This window comes from Bacillus cereus group sp. BceL062 (assembly GCF_051780025.1).
GTDB lineage: Bacteria > Bacillota > Bacilli > Bacillales > Bacillaceae_G > Bacillus_A > Bacillus_A toyonensis.
On record NZ_JBPWGY010000004.1, the window covers coordinates 352,227 to 369,224 of the forward strand.

Consider the following 16,998-nt stretch of genomic DNA (forward strand, 5'->3'; position numbering starts at 1 on the left):
GACTTTTATTGTATGGAAACGATACTGTTTAATTTACTCTGGAGGAATTTGACGAGTAGCGTAAAAATAATATACGAGAAGCTTTTGAAATTGATAATGAAGGGAGTCGGGCTCCTTGAAAAGAATTTTGCGCATGTTGCCTGTTGTCATTATTTGTGGCTTTATTCTTATTATTTTTCCAGAGAAATCTCATGCTTGTGATTGTATTAATGTAACAGCAGAAGATGCATTTCAAAAAAATGATGTAGTGTTTGAGGGGAAAGTAATTGAGATTGGAAGGAAAGAAGGGATTGGGATTGAAGTATTATTTGAAGTGAAGAAAATATGGAAAGGGACAACTTCTTCGCAAATTATCGTATATACAAATGGTGGTGATTGTGTGTTTCACTTTGTAGAGGGAGGAGAGTACTTAGTATTTTCTTCTCAAAGGGGATCAGAAAAACAATTACACACACATAGTTGTAGTGGAACGAAGAGATTGGATGAGGCAGGGGTGGACAAAGCGGCTTTAAGTCATATTGCAAAAGAGTCTGTTCCGACGAAGAAAGTGAATTTAAAAGGTGGAATGGTGAGTGGTTTCAGTTGGTGGCAAGTTGCTATCATATCCATAGGTCTGCTATTGATCATTGCTGTTGTTAGTTTTTTTGTGAGAAGAACTCGCAAAAAATGACGATTAAAGTAAAAATACAAAGATTTTCTTTCTGTTCATATAGGTGCTTTAACCTTGTGAAAGCGAATTACTTATGCTACACTTTATGTAACTTAAAATGAACGGAGGGGCTTCCTTTGATCTTAATCAGATTACGTCTCAATACTTTGTGCCGATAATTGAATAGCGCTCAAAGGCTCTGTCTGTGTACAGAGTGAACGGGATTGGTCTGCCTATTTTAAAGGAACCCTTTATTAAGCTTATATGTGAAAAAGAGGGAGGGACGAATACGCCCTCTTTTTGTTTTGCCTTTAAAAATAGAATGGGATCGTATAGGTGAACACTTGTTGTGGATTCGTATATGATCTTGAGACTTATTGACTATGAGATAGGATGGAAGTATAATTTTCTTCTATTTCTTTGGTGAACCCTTATCCGTTTACGAAAACACAGGCAGCGACCTGTGTTTTTTATTTTACGTAATCGAAATGGAGGAATAAATATATGGAAGAATTATTACAAAGGGCAGTTTTAGTTGGAGTGAATTTAGGAAATGAAGATGATTTTGTATATTCTATGGAAGAGTTAACGAATCTTGCAGAAGCTTGTGATGTAGAGGTAATCGGGCAAGTGACGCAAAATTTACAACGAGTAAACCCATCACATTATATTGGAAAAGGAAAGATTGAAGAAGTAGCAGCCTATGTAAATGAAGTAGATGCGAATATGGTAATCTTTAATGACGAATTATCTCCTTCACAAATTCGAAATTTAGAGGAAGATTTAGACTGTAAAGTTATTGATCGTACCATTTTAATTTTAGATATTTTTGCGCAACGTGCGAAAACGAAAGAAGCGCAGCTGCAAGTAGAGGTAGCGCATCTTCAGTATATGATGCCTCGTTTAATCGGTCTTCGTGAATCATTAGGAAGACAGAGCGGGGGCGTTGGTACGAAAAATAAAGGTGTCGGTGAGAAAAAATTAGAGTTAGACCGTCGTAAAATTGAAGAGCAAATTTCAGTTTTAAATAAAGATTTAGAAGCGCTTGTTGCTCAGCGTCAAACGCAGCGAAAGCAACGTAAGAAAAATGAAGTACCAGTTGTAGCATTAGTAGGCTATACGAACGCAGGAAAATCAACGACGATGAATGCAATGCTGGAAATTTATAATGGTACGGAAGAAAAACAAGTATTTGAAAAAGATATGTTATTCGCGACATTAGAAACATCTGTACGAAATATTGATTTACCAGATAATAAATCATTTTTATTAACGGATACGGTTGGATTTGTAAGTAAATTACCACATCATCTTGTGAAAGCGTTCCGTTCAACGTTAGAAGAAGTAGCAGAAGCAGACTTACTTATTCACGTTGTAGATTACGCAAATCCAAATTATGAACAATTAATTGATATTACAAATGAAACGTTAAAGAAAATTGGAGTAGAAAATATTCCAACGATATATGCATATAACAAATCAGATATGATAGATGTTGAAATTCCAAAAGTACAAGAAGACCGCGTGTATTTATCTGCGAAGAAGCATGTTGGAATTGAAGAGCTTGTAGAAATGATTCGCTCGTATATTTATAAAGAGTATACGAAGTGTGAAATGTTAATTCCATATGACCAAGGACAGGTAGTTTCGTATTTCAACAATCATGCGCACGTTTTATCTACGAGTTATGAAAACGAAGGTACAAAAATTGAACTAGAATGTAAGACGAGTGATTACGAAAAGTATAAGCGTTTTGCGATTTAATTTGAGAGGCAACCCAGTATGTGATTGGGTTGCCTTTTTCTGTAATGTTTTACCGCTGAAAGTTACAAGGATGCAAGCCAATGACGGAAGTTAAGTTATATTTCTGGAAAAAGAAATGAAACCAGTATAGAATATAAATGTTTCAAAAATCAGAATTTATTACACCTACTGTAATAAATATATATTTTGTACAGAAAGGAGAAATACACATATGCAGGCAGTTTCACAAAAAAATACAGTAGAAACACCGACGATATATCGAATTTTATTTGCGATTAGCTTCGGACATTTTTTAAATGATTCGATGCAAGCAGTTGTGCCGGCGTTGTTTCCTATTTTGGAAAAAACGATGAACTTATCCTATATGCAAGTAGGGTGGATTGCGTTTGCGTTAAATATGACGTCATCGATTATGCAGCCGGTTTTTGGGATGTATTCAGATAAGAAGCCGTCACCATTTTTATTACCGCTCGGTATGTTTTCAAGTATGCTTGGGATGATTGGACTCGCATTTGCGCCGAACTTTATAGTTGTTATTATTTCTGTTTTATTTATTGGCTTAGGTTCTGCAGTTTTTCATCCAGAAGGCGCTCGTGTTGCGTATATGGCGGCAGGTGCAAAACGAGGGTTAGCGCAAGCGATTTATCAAGTTGGGGGAAACACGGGGAATTCCTTAGCTCCCATTTTTACAGCGCTAATTTTCGTTCCGCTTGGTCAAATTGGTTCATTAGGTTTTACAGCATTTTCAGCAGTAGGAATTATATTATTAATTTTCGTATCGAATTGGTACAAAAATGAATTAGCAACCGGCGCTGTAAGAAGGAAGAAGAGAGCTGCGCTTGAGGCGGAAAATGCAATTGTAAGTACACATATTAAATTCGTTATTATACTTCTTGTTTTTCTTACTTTTGTACGCTCTTGGTACGGTGCCGGTATCGGGAATTTCTATCAATTTTACTTAATTGAGCATTACGGTTTATCTATAAAAAATGCCCAGTATTTCGTATTCGCATTTATGATTGCTGGTGTGTTAGGAACTTTCTTCGGAGGACCGTTAGCAGATCGATTTGGTAAGAAAAACATCATCGTATTTTCAATGTTAGGTTCAGCGCCACTTGCACTGTTATTACCACATGTCTCACTTGTGTGGGTCGTACCTTTATTTTTATGTATCGGTTTTATTAGTTCAAGTAGTTTTAGTGTAATTGTTGTATACGCGCAAGAGCTTGTTCCGGGAAAAGTAGGGATGGTATCAGGTCTAATTGTAGGTCTTGCGTTCGGCCTTGGTGCTCTAGGTGCTGTAGTACTAGGAAAGTTAGCTGATATATATAGCCTTCAGTTCATTATGATATTATGTAGTTGTTTACCGTTAATTGGACTTACTTCATGGTTATTACCAAGTGATAAGAAAACGATAGAATAGGGGATGTACTATGAAATTATGTGAAAACGTAACAGAATTAATAGGAGATACACCTGTCGTCCGATTATCTAAATTTATTCCGGAAGACGCAGCGGATGTGTATGTGAAACTAGAAATGTTTAACCCATCACGTAGTGTGAAAGACCGTGCTGCTTATAATTTACTTCATGTTGCAGAAGAAAATGGTCTCATTAAACCAGGGGATACAATTATTGAACCGACAAGTGGGAATACAGGAATTGGTTTAGCGATGAACGCAGCTGCTAAAGGATATAAAGCGATTTTAATTATGCCGGATAACATGTCTAAAGAAAGAATTAATTTGCTAAAGGCATACGGAGCAGATGTAGTTTTAACACCAGCAGAACAAAGAATGCCAGGAGCGATTGCAAAGGCGTTAGAACTGCAAAAACAAATACCGAATAGTTTTATCCCGCAACAATTTGAAAATCCAGCAAATCCGAATATTCACCGTTATACGACTGCGCTCGAAATTTATGAACAAATGGATGGAGAGCTTGATGCATTTGTAGCAACTGCGGGAACTGGTGGAACAATTACAGGGACTGGTGAAACGTTAAAAGAAAAACTACCAAACTTATATATTGCAGTAGTAGAACCGAAAGGATCTCCCGTTTTATCAGGTGGTGTACCAGGTCCTCATAAACTAGTAGGAACAAGCCCAGGATTTATTCCGAAAAACTTAAATACAGAAGTGTATAGCGAAATTATTCAAATTGCAGACGAAGAGGCTTTAACGACAATGAGAAACTTAGCTAGACAAGAAGGCTTATTAGTAGGGCCGTCTTCAGGAGCTTCTGTGTACGCAGCAATTATGATAGCGAAGCGCCTAGGCGCTGGTAAAAAAGTTTTATGTATTGCACCTGATACCGGTGAACGTTATTTGAGTATGGGGTTATTTGAATAAAAATGATAGAAACCCCTTAATGGTGAAATAGAGCTATTAAGGGGTTTGTTTTAGGGGATTAAGAGGGGGAAAGCACGATGAAACTATTAAAACCAACGCATGAATATAGTGAACAAATTATAGAGTATCGGGAGGCTTTTTTACATGCAGGAGAACAACCACACGGTAGTAGCTCTTTACAAAATTTTGATTCCCTAGCTGAATGGTTTGAAAAAGTGAGTATACAAGAAGTAGGAGAAAACTTACAAGCGAATCGAGTGCCATCTAGTCAGTTTTTAAGTTTTGAAAAAGGGGAACTTATAGGTTTTGTGAATATTAGACATAGATTAAATCCAGAATTATTACGGGAAAGCGGTCATATTGGATATAGTGTCCATCCGAATAAACGTCGCCACGGTTACGCTACGAAACAACTAAAGCTTGCATTAGCTGAAGCGCAAAAATTAGGATTGCAGAAAGTATTAATAACTTGCGATAAATCCAATATCGGTTCTGCTAAAACGATTCAAAAGGTTGGCGGTGTGTTAGAAAATGAGGTAGTTTCTTCTCATACTGGTGAAATTGTTCAGCGTTATTGGATAGAAATTTGATTAAGTGTGAATTTGAAAAGGTAATATAATATGCAATATCGAAATAGATAAATGAAGAGTAAGGGGAGTACTGCAGTTTTAGGGGGGAATGAAATGGGATTAAGAGAGAAAGCGATAGAAATGTCGGAGATTTATAGAAAAAACCCGAAAATCGAAGCTATTATTTTAGCAGGTTCAGTAGCTAGAAAATTAGAGGATGAACATTCGGATATTGAATTACATATTTTATGGTCGGAACCACCAGAGGATGAGGATCGTAAAGAGCCTATTAATCATATTGGTGGAAAAATTTTATCATATTATCCTTACGAGGAAGAAGAATGGTCGGAGACGTATTTGACGAAAGAAGGAATTAAACTAGAGATTAGTAATTTTTTAACAGTGACCGTAGAAAAAATTATTTCAGAAGTTGTAGAGCAGTATGATATCAATTATGAGAAACAATGTATTGTATCATCCATTCATGATGGTGTGAGTTTGTATGGAGAAGTGAAAGTACATACTCTAAAAGATAGAGTTGAAGCGTATCCAGAAGAATTGGCGCAAAAAATGATTGCAGAAAACCTTTGGTTAAGCAATCGTTGGCATAATCGAGAGGCTCTTTTAAAACGAAAAGATTGGCTTATGCTATATGATGTTATTTGTGAAGTTCAAAGAAATATATTTGGAGTCTTATTTGGTCTGAACCGCATGTACGTGCATCATCCTGCATTTAAATGGATGCCATATAATGTGGAACGAATGGGGATTAAGCCTGAAAATTTATATGAGCGTATGGCGAATATTTTAATAGGACATCCAGAGAATAGTGTGAAAGAGTTAGAATTGTTAATGGGAGAGGTATTACATTTAGTAAAACAATATACTCCAGAATTAAATATTGTGGAGCAACAAAAACGCATTCAATATGCAAAGTAAAAACAAAAGATGTAACAACGAGTTACATCTTTTGTTTTTTTATTTTACTAATTTTCCTAGTACAGGTAAACGTTGAGTACGATTACCAAGAATATGTGAAGCGAGTCCACTCGTTAATACGAATAAAAGGTAAACAAGCCCTCCTGCCGCACCACATATAAATACAATGAGTAGTGATTCGATATAAGATTGGCCAGGAATAATCCAGCTTATAATTGCTTTTAATGCAATTACAACAGCAGACATTGCTGCGGAGTATATCGTAATAAGAAATACTGTTTTCACCGTTTCACCAATTTTAAATTTCGCAAACTTAATGATGCAATACAACATAATAATATTCGAAACGAGGTATCCGAGAATTGTTCCAAGTACAGCACCGTGTCCACCGAATAAGTGTAAAAGTGGTATGTTTACTACAATCTTCACAAGAATACCGATTGAGAATGCAATCATTGTTTTTCTTTGATAATCAATGCCTTGTAATATAGCTGCAGAAACTGTGAAAATCGCACCTAATATAGCAGAAGGTGCAAATGAAATTAAATATTGTGATCCATCAAGTGCAATTTTAGGATCTACATAAATCATTCGGAATGCATCGTAAGCGATGCTAGCAAGACCAAATGCAGCTGGGATAGTGAAGAATAACAATACTTGGAATATCTTTGAAATTTGTTCTTGTAATTCTTCTAGTTTTCCGCTTGTAAATGATTTCGTTATAGCCGGAATAATTGTTAATGAGAATCCAGTTGCAAGTGAAGCCGGAATCATAATTAACTTTTGTGCATAGTTCGTTATATAAGCGAAAACTGCATTCGCGGTTTCTAAAGGCTCTCCCATCGCTCTAAGGACATCAGCTACGGTATATTGATCTACTAACGTATAGAGTGGAATTGCAATACCCACAAATACAATTGGGATTGCATATCGAAGTAATTCCATATAAATATTTCGTAATGGAATATCGGATGCCCTTGACTTTAATTCACCTTCAGGAGGCTTTAATCCGTTATACTTTTTCCAGTACAGCATTAAAATAGAGACGCTGGCAAGTGCCCCGATAACAGCACCGAATGTAGCAACAGCAACAGAAGAGGCTACGGAACCTCCTAATATTTTGGAAACGATGAAGCTACCAACTAAAATGAAAACAACGCGTGCGATTTGTTCTACGACTTGAGAAACAGCACTTGGTTTCATATGTTGAAAACCTTGGAAATAGCCGCGTGTAACACTCATAGCTGGTACGATAATAAGTGCGAAACTTAATGCCCGCATTGTAAGTGTTACGTCAGCGATAAATTGTGGATTTGGCGTTTTAGAGCGAATAATAAATTGTGATATGTAAGGCGCTCCAATAAATAAAATTAAAAATCCTAAAAAGCCCATAAATAGCATTAATTTTATGCTCGAGCTATACAATTTTTTACTTGTACTATAATCACCGAGTGCATTATGTTTTGCAACAAATTTGGAGACGGCAATAGGAATACCGGCAGTTGAAAAGCTTAATAAAATACCATACCAAGTATATGCATATCCGTATAAAGCGACCCCTTGTGTTCCAACTAATAATTGAAAAGGGAAGAAATATATAAAACCTAAAATACGTGAAATCATTGTTGCACCGCTTAGTAAAGCAGTACCTTTTAAAACTTTTGAAGTAGACAAAATTTGTTCCTCCTACTCATGTTGCCTTGCATGTATCTCGCTATTTGAGGGCAGTAAGACTCCTACCTCAAAATGAGGTTGGAGAAAGAAGTTAAGTGGGAGCCCTGCTACTACGAGTAAACGCAAAATTGGTGAAACTTTAATCAGTGGGGCATCCTCCGCTGATTAAAGTTTCACTTTACCGTATACTACTATAAACCTGTTAGAGAAGTTAATACAGTATAAACCATATAAGTTCAAATACTATTCATACAAAAGTCATATTTCAAATTTTTAAATAGAATATAAGACATAAAAACTTAAAATATAAGTTGACACTATTTTTAATGTGTGATAAAAATGATAGTAATCAATTCGGAAAATAATATTTGGGCAATGAAAGGGTATAGTAGTGAAAATCTCCCTATTTCAGAGAGCTGATGGTTGGTGTGAATCAGTATATAGATTATTCATGAAGTTCGTCCTGGAGCATCTTTCATAAATCTCACATTATGAGGAAATGGAAGACGGTAGTTTATACCGTTATCAAATAAAGTGGTGAAGATTTTTTCACAACTAGGGTGGTACCGCGATATTTATCGTCCCTACGTATTTACGTAGGGACGTTTTTTATTTAGGTCCTAACTTTGCTGTGGCTTCATAACTAGGGTGGTACCGCGATATTTTATCGTCCCTACGTATTTACGTAGGGACGTTTTTATTTAGGTCTTACTTTTGTTGTATCTTCATAACTAGGGTGGTACCGCGATATTTTTGTCGTCCCTACGTATTTACGTAGGGACGTTTTTTTATTAGGGAGGAAGTGAACGTATTAGAAAAAAGTATTGATAGAACAATATAAATACCAAATTATAAAACAGAAAAAGATAAAGAGAGGAGATTAACAGATGAATTCACAGCAATGGACATCGAAATTAGGTTTCGTATTAGCTGCAGCAGGTTCAGCAATTGGTCTTGGGGCGATTTGGAAATTCCCATATATGGCCGGCATCGGAGGAGGCGGCGCATTCTTCCTTATTTTCATCGGTTTCACATTATTAATTGGTTTACCGTTATTATTAGCCGAATTCGTTATTGGGAGAAGTACACAAAAAGAGGCCGTTGATGCGTATAGAGAAATCGCACCGAAAACGTTATGGCCGTGGTTAGGTAAATTAGGAATTGTAACATGTTTCATATTACTTTCTTTCTACAGTGTTGTAGGAGGATGGATTTTATTATATTTATGGAATGCAATTACAGGTAGACTGTGGGAAGGAAATGGGGCGTACGAAGCTACGTTCGGTGAAATCATTTCCAATCCGTATTTAGCAGTCGGGTCACAGCTATTATTCATCCTTATTACTATTTTCATCGTAAGTAAAGGTGTACAAAATGGTGTTGAAAAAGTAAATAAATATTTCATGCCAGCACTATTCGTTTTATTCTTTGTCTTAATTGTTCGTGCACTTACATTAGACGGTGCTGGTGAAGGAGTTCGCTTCTTCTTACAACCTGATTTCTCAAACGTAACGTCAGAAATTATTTTATATGCGATGGGGCAATCGTTCTTCTCATTATCTGTCGGTGTAGCCGTTATGGTAACGTATAGCTCATACTTACCGAAAGAAGAAAGTTTACCGCGTTCAGCATTTTCTATTGTAGCTTTAACGCTCGTTATTACATTACTTGCAGGACTTGCGATATTCCCGGTTGTATTCGCATTTGGAATGGAACCATCTCAAGGACCAGGATTATTGTTTATCGTATTGCCAGCTATTTTCAGTAAAATGGCGTTCGGAAAATTATTCTTCATCGTTTTCTTATTACTATTCTTCTTTGCTACTATTACATCAGCAATTTCGATGTTAGAAATTAGCGTTGCATCTTTAACTGCAAAAGGTAAAGGGAAACGTGAAAAAATGGCTTTAATCGTTGGATTATTAATCTTCGTTGTTGGAGTACCATCAGCATTATCATTTGGTATATTAAGTGATCTGAAGATTTTTGGAAAGACTATTTTTGATTTATCGGACTATGCAGTTAGTAACGTATTAATGCCGCTTGGTGTTCTATTAGTTTCTATCTTTGTTCCTTTAAAAATGAAGAAAGATGTATTAATGAAAGAGCTTGGTGTAAGTAAAAATAAAGGCTATAAACTATTCGTATTATGGTTATTCTTACTTCGCTATATCGCACCAATTGCGATTATTATCGTATTCCTAAATGTACTTGGAATTATTTAATAAGAAAGGTAGCGTATCGTTATATGATACGCTACCTTTTTTATCCTTCTATTTGCCGGGCAGTAAGACCCCCACCTCAAAACTCAGCGAAAGCGAAGAAGTTAAGTGGGGGATGGGTCCCCCCACTGATTAAAGTTTCACCTTATTTTGCTCTTTTTTGCAGTTCATTTACTGTGACGAATTGATATCCCTCTTTAGATAAAGAGTCTAAAATACCTTCAATGGTCTGTAAATTTTCATTAGATTTATCATACATAGGGTGTAATAAAATGATAGAACCTGGTTTTACATTTTTATTAACGTAGTCAATTTTATCAGCTGTAGATTTATAAAAAGTATCAGGCTCAAGATCCCACGTAATCGTTTCAATATTATTTTTATTTAAATAATAGGGTAGCCCAATTAATTTTTTTCCGTTAGGAGGTCTAAAATCAATTTCGTCTGTAAATCCTGTTTGGCGGATGAACGAATTCGTCTTTTCAATTTCTTCTTTAATAAAAGAAGGTGTTTTAAAAACCATTCTGTTATGAGAATACGTATGGTTTCCAAGTTGATGACCTGATTGAACAATTGCTTTTCCTAATGGTAAATTGTGTTCTAATTCGTTTCCGATAACAAAGAAAGTAGCTTTTGCATTGTATTTATCCAGTAACGGTAATATTTGTTTTACATTGTTAGTAGGGCCATCATCAAAAGTTAAAGCGATCACTTTTTCATTTGTTTCTACGCGTTGTGTTAAATCTCCAAATAATTGAAAGCTTCTTGCGTTCATCAATTTGTATGTTCCGAATAATGCCGTGATAATAAAGAATAGTGTAACGATTGTAATGATAATTTTTTTCTTCATAATGTAACCTCACAATGATTTTTGATTCAATAAAAAGTATTATATCAAAATTAATTATTTATTGCTGAAAAAGCATGAAGATGCAAGGAGAGGAAATTTATCATATAATAAAATGCAAAAGGTATATTAGGAGGTGTTTATATGGCGATTATAATTCAATTGCCAGACACTGCAACGTCTCATGCAAAGCCAAGTATGGAAATGGCGATACTTTGCGTGAGGTAGACAAGTAATATACAATCGCCTAAATGAGCTCGTATCATTTTTTATATTTGGCTTTGCACCTTATTGAAATGAATCATAAAAAAATAAGGGGCGAGCAGAGATGAAATACGTAAAAGCTGCGGCAGTTTTACCAGAAAGTTTAATTGCTGAAATTCAAAAGTATATACAAGGTGAAACAATTTACATTCCAAAACAAGAAACGAAACATTATAAATGGGGTACACGATCTGGAGGAAGAAAACAATTAGATGAAAGAAATAACGCGATTAAAGCAGCATTTAAAAGCGGAATTGCTATTCATCAACTTGCAGAAGAATATTTTCTTTCCGGAGAAACGATTAAAAAGATTGTGTATTCTAAGTGAAAAAAAGGAAAGAGTCTGGTTCAAATATTATTTTGAATCAGACTCTTTTTGTTTTGTATTTATTGGATGTGAATGGACATGATAATAGCGATAATGTGCCGTTTTTTACTAAATTGGATACATAGCATTTGAGTGAAAAGCAGAAAGGTGAACATATATGAATCATCTTGGACAAATAACGATAGAACTTTTTGTTGGTTTTTTTGTTTTATTAATTGCTACTAAAATATTAGGTAAAACACAAATATCGCAGCTAACACCTTTTGATTTTATTTCTGCCATTGTTCTCGGAGAATTGGTTGGAAATACTATATATGATCCGGAAATAAAAGTATGGTCTATTTTATATGCTGTACTTGTATGGGTAGTGTTAATTTATACAATAGAAGTAATAACACAAAAATTTAGAGGAACGAGAAGTTTTTTTGAAGGCTCTCCGTCAATCATTATCCGTAATGGATATATTGACCGGGAACAACTAAGTTCAAATCATTTGGATATTAATCAATTACAGCAAATGCTTAGGCAACAAAAAGATATATTTTCAATCCGAGAAGTTGAATATATGATATTGGAACCTAACGGAAACATAAGCGTTCTGAAAAAAAGTAAATACGAATCTCCTACTATAAATGACTTAAGTTTAAAACATAAGCCTGTATACTTACCGATTTCATTAATTAGTGATGGGAAAGTAGTGAAGGATAATTTGAGGGAAGCAGGTTTTGATGAGGGATGGCTTTATAAACAAATAAAGCAAAAAGGAATTACTAAATTTGAAGACGTATTATATGCGGAATGGAAAACAGATGATGGCTTCTTTTGTCAGGAAATGCAGCGGTAGAGAATAAGTGATATATGTAATGTTTGTTTCTAAGTTATCTTTTACATATCAAAAAACGTAATCATTGTATACAATAAAACTAGATCAACAATTTGTATGGAGTGATAAAGATGGAAGCGTTTATTAGAAGTGATCAATATAATTTTATAAAATCACAAGCTTATATTTTAGCAAACGGGCATGCAACGGCAAATGATAGAGGAGTAATTCAAGCGTTAAAATCACTTGCAATTGAAAAGATAATACATGTATTTGAGAATGTAACGGATGAACAGAAAGAGTTAATTGATACGGTAGTAACGGTTAAAAATAGAGAAGATGCAGAATCGTTTTTACTGAAAATAAATCCGTATGTCATTCCGTTTCAGGAAGTTACAGCACAAACGTTAAAAAAATTATTTCCTAAGGCGAAAAAATTAAAACTTCCTGATATGGAAGAACTGGATATGAAAGAAGTATCCTATTTAAGCTGGATTGATAAAGGATCCAGTAGGAAATTTATTATAGCGAAAAATGATAAAAATAAGTTTGTTGGTCTGCAAGGAACTTTTCAAAGTTTAAATAAAAAAAGCATTTGTTCATTATGTCATGGGCATGAAGAAGTAGGAATGTTTTTAGTGGAAATTAAAGGTGATATACCAGGAACTTTCGTTAAAAAGGGAAACTATATTTGCAAAGATGGTGTAGCTTGTAATCAGAATATGAAATCACTTGATAAATTGAACGATTTTATTGAACGATTGAAGAAATAAAGAAGGAACCTCTAGTATTTAAACTGGAGGTTTTTATTTTTTGAAGAAGTAATAATAGGCTTCTTTTGTAGCTGTAAATTTATAAAAAAAGTTGGGTCATTTATAATGAAATTAGATAAAAATATCTATTTGGATACAGTTGCTTATATGCAAGGAGGAAAAACATGAATTACATTTCACCGAAAGAAGAAATGTTAAAAGCGAAACGGTGGCCTAAAGATACGATAGCGGCAGGTCGTGGTCATACCGTTGCTCTTAAATTGGATGGCACGGTAGTAGCAGTGGGGCGAAATAAAGAAGGAGAATGCAATGTAAGCAGCTGGTGTGATATTGAAGCAGTCGCAGCGGGATGGCGTCGTACTATTGGCCTTAAATTGGATGGTACGGTAGTGGCGGTGGGGCGAAATAAAGAAGGAGAATGCAATGTAAGTGGCTGGCGAGATATTGTGGCGGTTGCGGCGGGTGACTGGCATACAGTCGGTCTTAAATTGGACGGTACAGTGACGGCAGTGGGGAATAATCGATATGGCCAATGCAATATAAGCAGCTGGCGAGGTATTGTATCGGTCACAGCGGGTTATCTTCATGCTGTTGGTCTTAAACGAGACGGTACGGTGACGGCAGTGGGGAATGGTAAACATAACCAGTGTGACGTGAGTGGTTGGAGGGGTATTGTAGCAATAGCAGCTGGTACGAATCATACAATCGGACTTAAATCAGACGGAACGGTGGCGGCAGTAGGTTGGAATGAGTATGGCCAATGTAATGTAAGTGATTGGCGAGATATTGTAGCAATAGCGGCTGGTTGTGCACATACGGTCGGACTTAAATCAGATGGAACGGTGGTAGCGGTAGGTAATAATGAATTTGGCCAATGCGATGTAGGTAGCTGGAGCGGTATTCTCCTGCCGGGTGATTAGTTTTTTACGCCTGGATGATTCAACCGTTTTATTCGTCTTAATATTTGTAGGGCAATCAAAATATTAAAATGCTAATAAATATCCAGTAATATTATTCTATTTCGGGAGTAAGTATGGAATAAGATATGTGGAATATAATAAACCTTAATTTTGCTGAATAAGATAAGAATCCTTTTCAAAATGGATTCTTATTTTTTTTCGTTAAATGAGGGTTTATATGACATTTTTGAACAAGTTTTATTTCACAGTTACAGTAGGAGACGTAGTTTAAAAGCATAAGAAGAGGTGAAGAAATGCTTAAAAGATTTTTGCTTTTTTTACCAAATTTTCTACTTGTATGTATCGTACTCTATATAACATATACAACTTCTTTAGTTTTGGACAGATGTTAGTAATTTCAATTGCAATTGGAATCATTGGTACTCTTGTTATAAGAATTTGTACGGATGTATTTATGTTCATCAAGTGGACAATTAAACAAAGGAAATCTTGAATATGTTTAATAACTATTAGGAGGAGATGAAATGACAAATAAAAAGAATAGAGTGAAAAACGAAATAATACTTTGGACATTAACAGTGATTGGTTTTGTAATTGTATGGTACCTGTTTCAAAGATAAAAATGCATCGTACTTGTAAAGAAAGCACGATGCATTTTTATTATTTTTTTTGCCAATTTTCTTTAATAAAATCTTCACGACCAGATTCCTTTTGCTCAGTAGCATATTTCTCTGGGTTCTTTTTATAGAAATGTTGGTGGTATTCCTCTGCTTCGTAAAAAGGTGCAGCAGGACGAATTTCAGTCACGATTGGATCTTTAAACATACCGCTTTCTGCAAGAGCTTGTTTTGATTTTTCAGCAAGCGCTTTTTGTGTTTCGTTATGATAAAAAATAGCGGTACGATAAGATGGACCACGGTCAAAAAATTGTCCGCCATCATCAGTTGGATCGATTTGTGGCCAATATAAGTCTAGTAATTTCTGATAAGGAAAAATAGAAGGATCGAATGTAATTTGAACAACTTCTAAATGTCCAGATGTTCCAGCTTTTACTTGTTCATATGTTGGATTTTCTATATGACCTCCTGCATAGCCAGAAAGCACTTTATGAATACCTGGAAGTTCATCAAATGGTTTTACCATGCACCAAAAGCAACCGCCTGCGAAGGTTGCGAGTTCGTATGTTTTTTCGGACATTACTGTAATCCTCCTAAATGTATATGTTTTATATAGTATTATATAAATTGTTTTATTGCGCAATAAAAAAGATTTGAAAATATATGTTTTTTATAAACAAGATCCTCCGCTCACATCAATTAATTGTCCAGTAACCCAGCGGCTGTCTGGAGAAGCGAGAAATGCAGCAGTATCGGCAATGTCTTCTACTTCACCTAAGCGATTGAAAGCGGAAATAGTAGTAGCGTACTGCTTCATCATCGGGTCGCTCAAGAGTTCTGCATTCATATCTGTTTTAATAAATCCTGGAAGTATTGCATTCACCGTTATTCCTCGTGCTCCAAGCTGTTTTGCTAGCGTAAAAGTCATTGTATTAATAGCGCCTTTCGTCATACTATAGGCAACGAAATCAGGTAAAGAAATGCGGGTCGCAGCGGATGAAATATTAATAATTCGGCTATTGTCACGTAAACGTGGCAGTGCTTGTTGAATGATAAAGAATGGTGCTTTTGTATTTACTGAAACAATTCTATCAAAAAATTGTTCAGTCGTTTCTTCAATAAAAGCACCAGGACCAATGCCGGCATTGTTTATTAAAATATCAAATTGTGTTTCACCAGTGCGCTTTTGTAATTCAGTATCTAAAGCGTTATAAAGATTTTCTACACCGTGTAAGGATTCTAAATTTGCACCGATAGAAAAAGCTTGGCCACCATTTGATCGAATTTCATGAACAGTTTCTTCAGCGTCATCTTTTCGATTACCGTAATGAACAGCAACCAATGCACCGTCATTTGCTAAACGTTTAGCAATAGCACGTCCAATTCCTCGGCTTGCTCCTGTAACTAACGCTACTTTTCCCTTTAACATAGTTTCCTCATCTCCTCATAAATTTTTCTTTATGTAGTAATGCAAACATACTTAAGTAATATATGAGTGTATGTAAGTAATGCATTCCAATTTTGATTTGAGAAAAAATAAATAGAATGAATTTTAATTTTTTTCTAAAAACATGTTGACAATGAAAAGAACCGCGTCCTATAATACGTGTAACAAATAAAAGTTAATTAAGAATTTTCTAACTTTATATGTTGTATATGCAAAGAAGAGGAAAGTAGATGATTATGATCGTTTCAGAGAGCTACTCCTAGGCTGTGAGAGTAGTAGCAATCGAATCATTGAAGATCACCTCGGAGCATCGCTTGCGAAAGGGAAACTGAGTAGAGGGCGGCGGCATCGTCTCCGGTAAAAGGACGGGGGTCTGATTGGACCTACAGAGCTTATATTTCGTGAGAAGTATAAGGAAGCTGAGTGGTAACGCGAAACTCTCGCCTCAGCAATCAAAGCTACTAAGTTGTAGTAGTTGATTGCTGAGGCGAGAGTTTTTATTTTATAAAAATAGAATAAAAGAATGCGTGGAAGAGGAGAGTAAATGATATAGATTGTTTCAGAGAGCTGTCCCAAGGCTGTGAGGGTAGTAACAATCGAATCATTGAAGATCACCTCGGAGCACTACTTTTGAAAACTAGTAAAAAGTAGCGGAATTGTTTCCGATAGAAAAACAAAAGTCTAATTGGACTTGCAAAGCTTATATTTCGTGAGAAGTGTAAGGAAGCTGAGTGGTACCACGATTCCCTCGTCTCAGCAATGGGTTGCTACAAGTATGTACGTAATCGATTGTTGAGATGAGTATATTTTT

Annotated in this window: 15 protein-coding genes, 1 pseudogene and 3 other annotated features; of the genes and pseudogenes, 12 read left to right on the forward strand and 4 right to left on the reverse strand. The window is 35.5% G+C overall.

The window, feature by feature from the left end:
* Nucleotides 1-115: 115 nt before the first annotated feature.
* The 6 genes from ACS2MN_RS12830 to ACS2MN_RS12855 all read left to right on the forward strand — a co-directional run bounded on the left by ACS2MN_RS12830 (nucleotide 116) and on the right by ACS2MN_RS12855 (nucleotide 6,272).
* Complete coding sequence (locus ACS2MN_RS12830) at nucleotides 116-670, forward strand: hypothetical protein (RefSeq protein WP_000821917.1); 555 nt, start codon at nucleotides 116-118, stop codon at nucleotides 668-670.
* A gap of 483 nt (nucleotides 671-1,153) precedes the next feature.
* Nucleotides 1,154-2,413 (forward strand): GTPase HflX, encoded by a 1,260-nt coding sequence (hflX, locus tag ACS2MN_RS12835; RefSeq protein ID WP_000391892.1) that lies wholly within the window; start codon nucleotides 1,154-1,156, stop codon nucleotides 2,411-2,413.
* Between the two features lie 211 nt (nucleotides 2,414-2,624).
* Nucleotides 2,625-3,836 (forward strand): MFS transporter, encoded by a 1,212-nt coding sequence (locus tag ACS2MN_RS12840; protein ID WP_087950245.1) that lies wholly within the window; start codon nucleotides 2,625-2,627, stop codon nucleotides 3,834-3,836.
* A gap of 10 nt (nucleotides 3,837-3,846) precedes the next feature.
* A complete protein-coding gene (cysK, locus tag ACS2MN_RS12845; RefSeq protein WP_087950244.1) occupies nucleotides 3,847-4,764 on the forward strand; it encodes a cysteine synthase A in 918 nt (305 codons plus the stop codon).
* A 77-nt stretch (nucleotides 4,765-4,841) separates the two neighbouring features.
* Complete coding sequence (locus ACS2MN_RS12850) at nucleotides 4,842-5,354, forward strand: GNAT family N-acetyltransferase (protein ID WP_098820728.1); 513 nt, start codon at nucleotides 4,842-4,844, stop codon at nucleotides 5,352-5,354.
* A gap of 93 nt (nucleotides 5,355-5,447) precedes the next feature.
* On the forward strand, nucleotides 5,448-6,272 hold the full coding sequence (locus tag ACS2MN_RS12855; RefSeq protein WP_087950242.1) for a DUF4037 domain-containing protein: 825 nt from the start codon (nucleotides 5,448-5,450) through the stop codon (nucleotides 6,270-6,272).
* Between the two features lie 39 nt (nucleotides 6,273-6,311).
* Here the strand turns inward: ACS2MN_RS12855 and ACS2MN_RS12860 are convergent, their stop codons facing one another.
* Entirely contained in the window at nucleotides 6,312-7,946 is a 1,635-nt protein-coding gene (locus ACS2MN_RS12860) for a putative polysaccharide biosynthesis protein (RefSeq protein ID WP_198129813.1), read from the reverse strand.
* A gap of 366 nt (nucleotides 7,947-8,312) precedes the next feature.
* Nucleotides 8,313-8,535: a binding site (T-box leader), on the forward strand.
* A 298-nt stretch (nucleotides 8,536-8,833) separates the two neighbouring features.
* Here ACS2MN_RS12860 and ACS2MN_RS12865 point away from each other — a divergent pair.
* Nucleotides 8,834-10,171 (forward strand): sodium-dependent transporter, encoded by a 1,338-nt coding sequence (locus ACS2MN_RS12865; RefSeq protein ID WP_001088192.1) that lies wholly within the window; start codon nucleotides 8,834-8,836, stop codon nucleotides 10,169-10,171.
* 142 nt (nucleotides 10,172-10,313) lie between these two features.
* On the opposite strand, the gene ACS2MN_RS12870 is transcribed toward ACS2MN_RS12865, so the two are convergent.
* A complete protein-coding gene (locus tag ACS2MN_RS12870) occupies nucleotides 10,314-11,018 on the reverse strand; it encodes a polysaccharide deacetylase family protein (RefSeq protein ID WP_000726861.1) in 705 nt (234 codons plus the stop codon).
* Between the two features lie 325 nt (nucleotides 11,019-11,343).
* Here ACS2MN_RS12870 and ACS2MN_RS12875 point away from each other — a divergent pair, with 325 nt between their 5' ends.
* The 5 genes and pseudogenes from ACS2MN_RS12875 (at nucleotide 11,344) to ACS2MN_RS12895 (ending at nucleotide 14,616) form a co-directional block, all read left to right on the forward strand.
* On the forward strand, nucleotides 11,344-11,607 hold the full coding sequence (locus ACS2MN_RS12875; protein WP_000878303.1) for a CD3324 family protein: 264 nt from the start codon (nucleotides 11,344-11,346) through the stop codon (nucleotides 11,605-11,607).
* 157 nt (nucleotides 11,608-11,764) lie between these two features.
* Nucleotides 11,765-12,451 carry a DUF421 domain-containing protein gene (locus tag ACS2MN_RS12880; protein ID WP_001015969.1) on the forward strand — a complete coding sequence of 229 codons (687 nt, stop codon included), beginning with the start codon at nucleotides 11,765-11,767 and terminating at the stop codon, nucleotides 12,449-12,451.
* Nucleotides 12,452-12,561: 110 nt separating this feature from the next.
* Nucleotides 12,562-13,203: a FusB/FusC family EF-G-binding protein gene (locus ACS2MN_RS12885; RefSeq protein WP_000387085.1), complete on the forward strand. Its 642-nt coding sequence runs from the start codon at nucleotides 12,562-12,564 to the stop codon at nucleotides 13,201-13,203.
* A 164-nt stretch (nucleotides 13,204-13,367) separates the two neighbouring features.
* Nucleotides 13,368-14,123 carry an RCC1 domain-containing protein gene (locus tag ACS2MN_RS12890; RefSeq protein ID WP_346994133.1) on the forward strand — a complete coding sequence of 252 codons (756 nt, stop codon included), beginning with the start codon at nucleotides 13,368-13,370 and terminating at the stop codon, nucleotides 14,121-14,123.
* Nucleotides 14,124-14,416: 293 nt separating this feature from the next.
* Nucleotides 14,417-14,616, forward strand: a pseudogene (locus ACS2MN_RS12895) (hypothetical protein).
* A gap of 167 nt (nucleotides 14,617-14,783) precedes the next feature.
* Here the strand turns inward: ACS2MN_RS12895 and msrA are convergent.
* Together msrA and ACS2MN_RS12905 are read right to left on the reverse strand one after the other, a co-directional pair.
* Nucleotides 14,784-15,320 (reverse strand): peptide-methionine (S)-S-oxide reductase MsrA, encoded by a 537-nt coding sequence (gene msrA / locus ACS2MN_RS12900; protein ID WP_087950237.1) that lies wholly within the window; start codon nucleotides 15,318-15,320, stop codon nucleotides 14,784-14,786.
* 90 nt (nucleotides 15,321-15,410) lie between these two features.
* Nucleotides 15,411-16,169: an SDR family oxidoreductase gene (locus ACS2MN_RS12905; RefSeq protein ID WP_346994134.1), complete on the reverse strand. Its 759-nt coding sequence runs from the start codon at nucleotides 16,167-16,169 to the stop codon at nucleotides 15,411-15,413.
* Between the two features lie 223 nt (nucleotides 16,170-16,392).
* Nucleotides 16,393-16,638 (forward strand) — a binding site (T-box leader).
* Nucleotides 16,639-16,706: 68 nt separating this feature from the next.
* Nucleotides 16,707-16,946, forward strand: a binding site (T-box leader).
* Nucleotides 16,947-16,998: the final 52 nt, after the last annotated feature.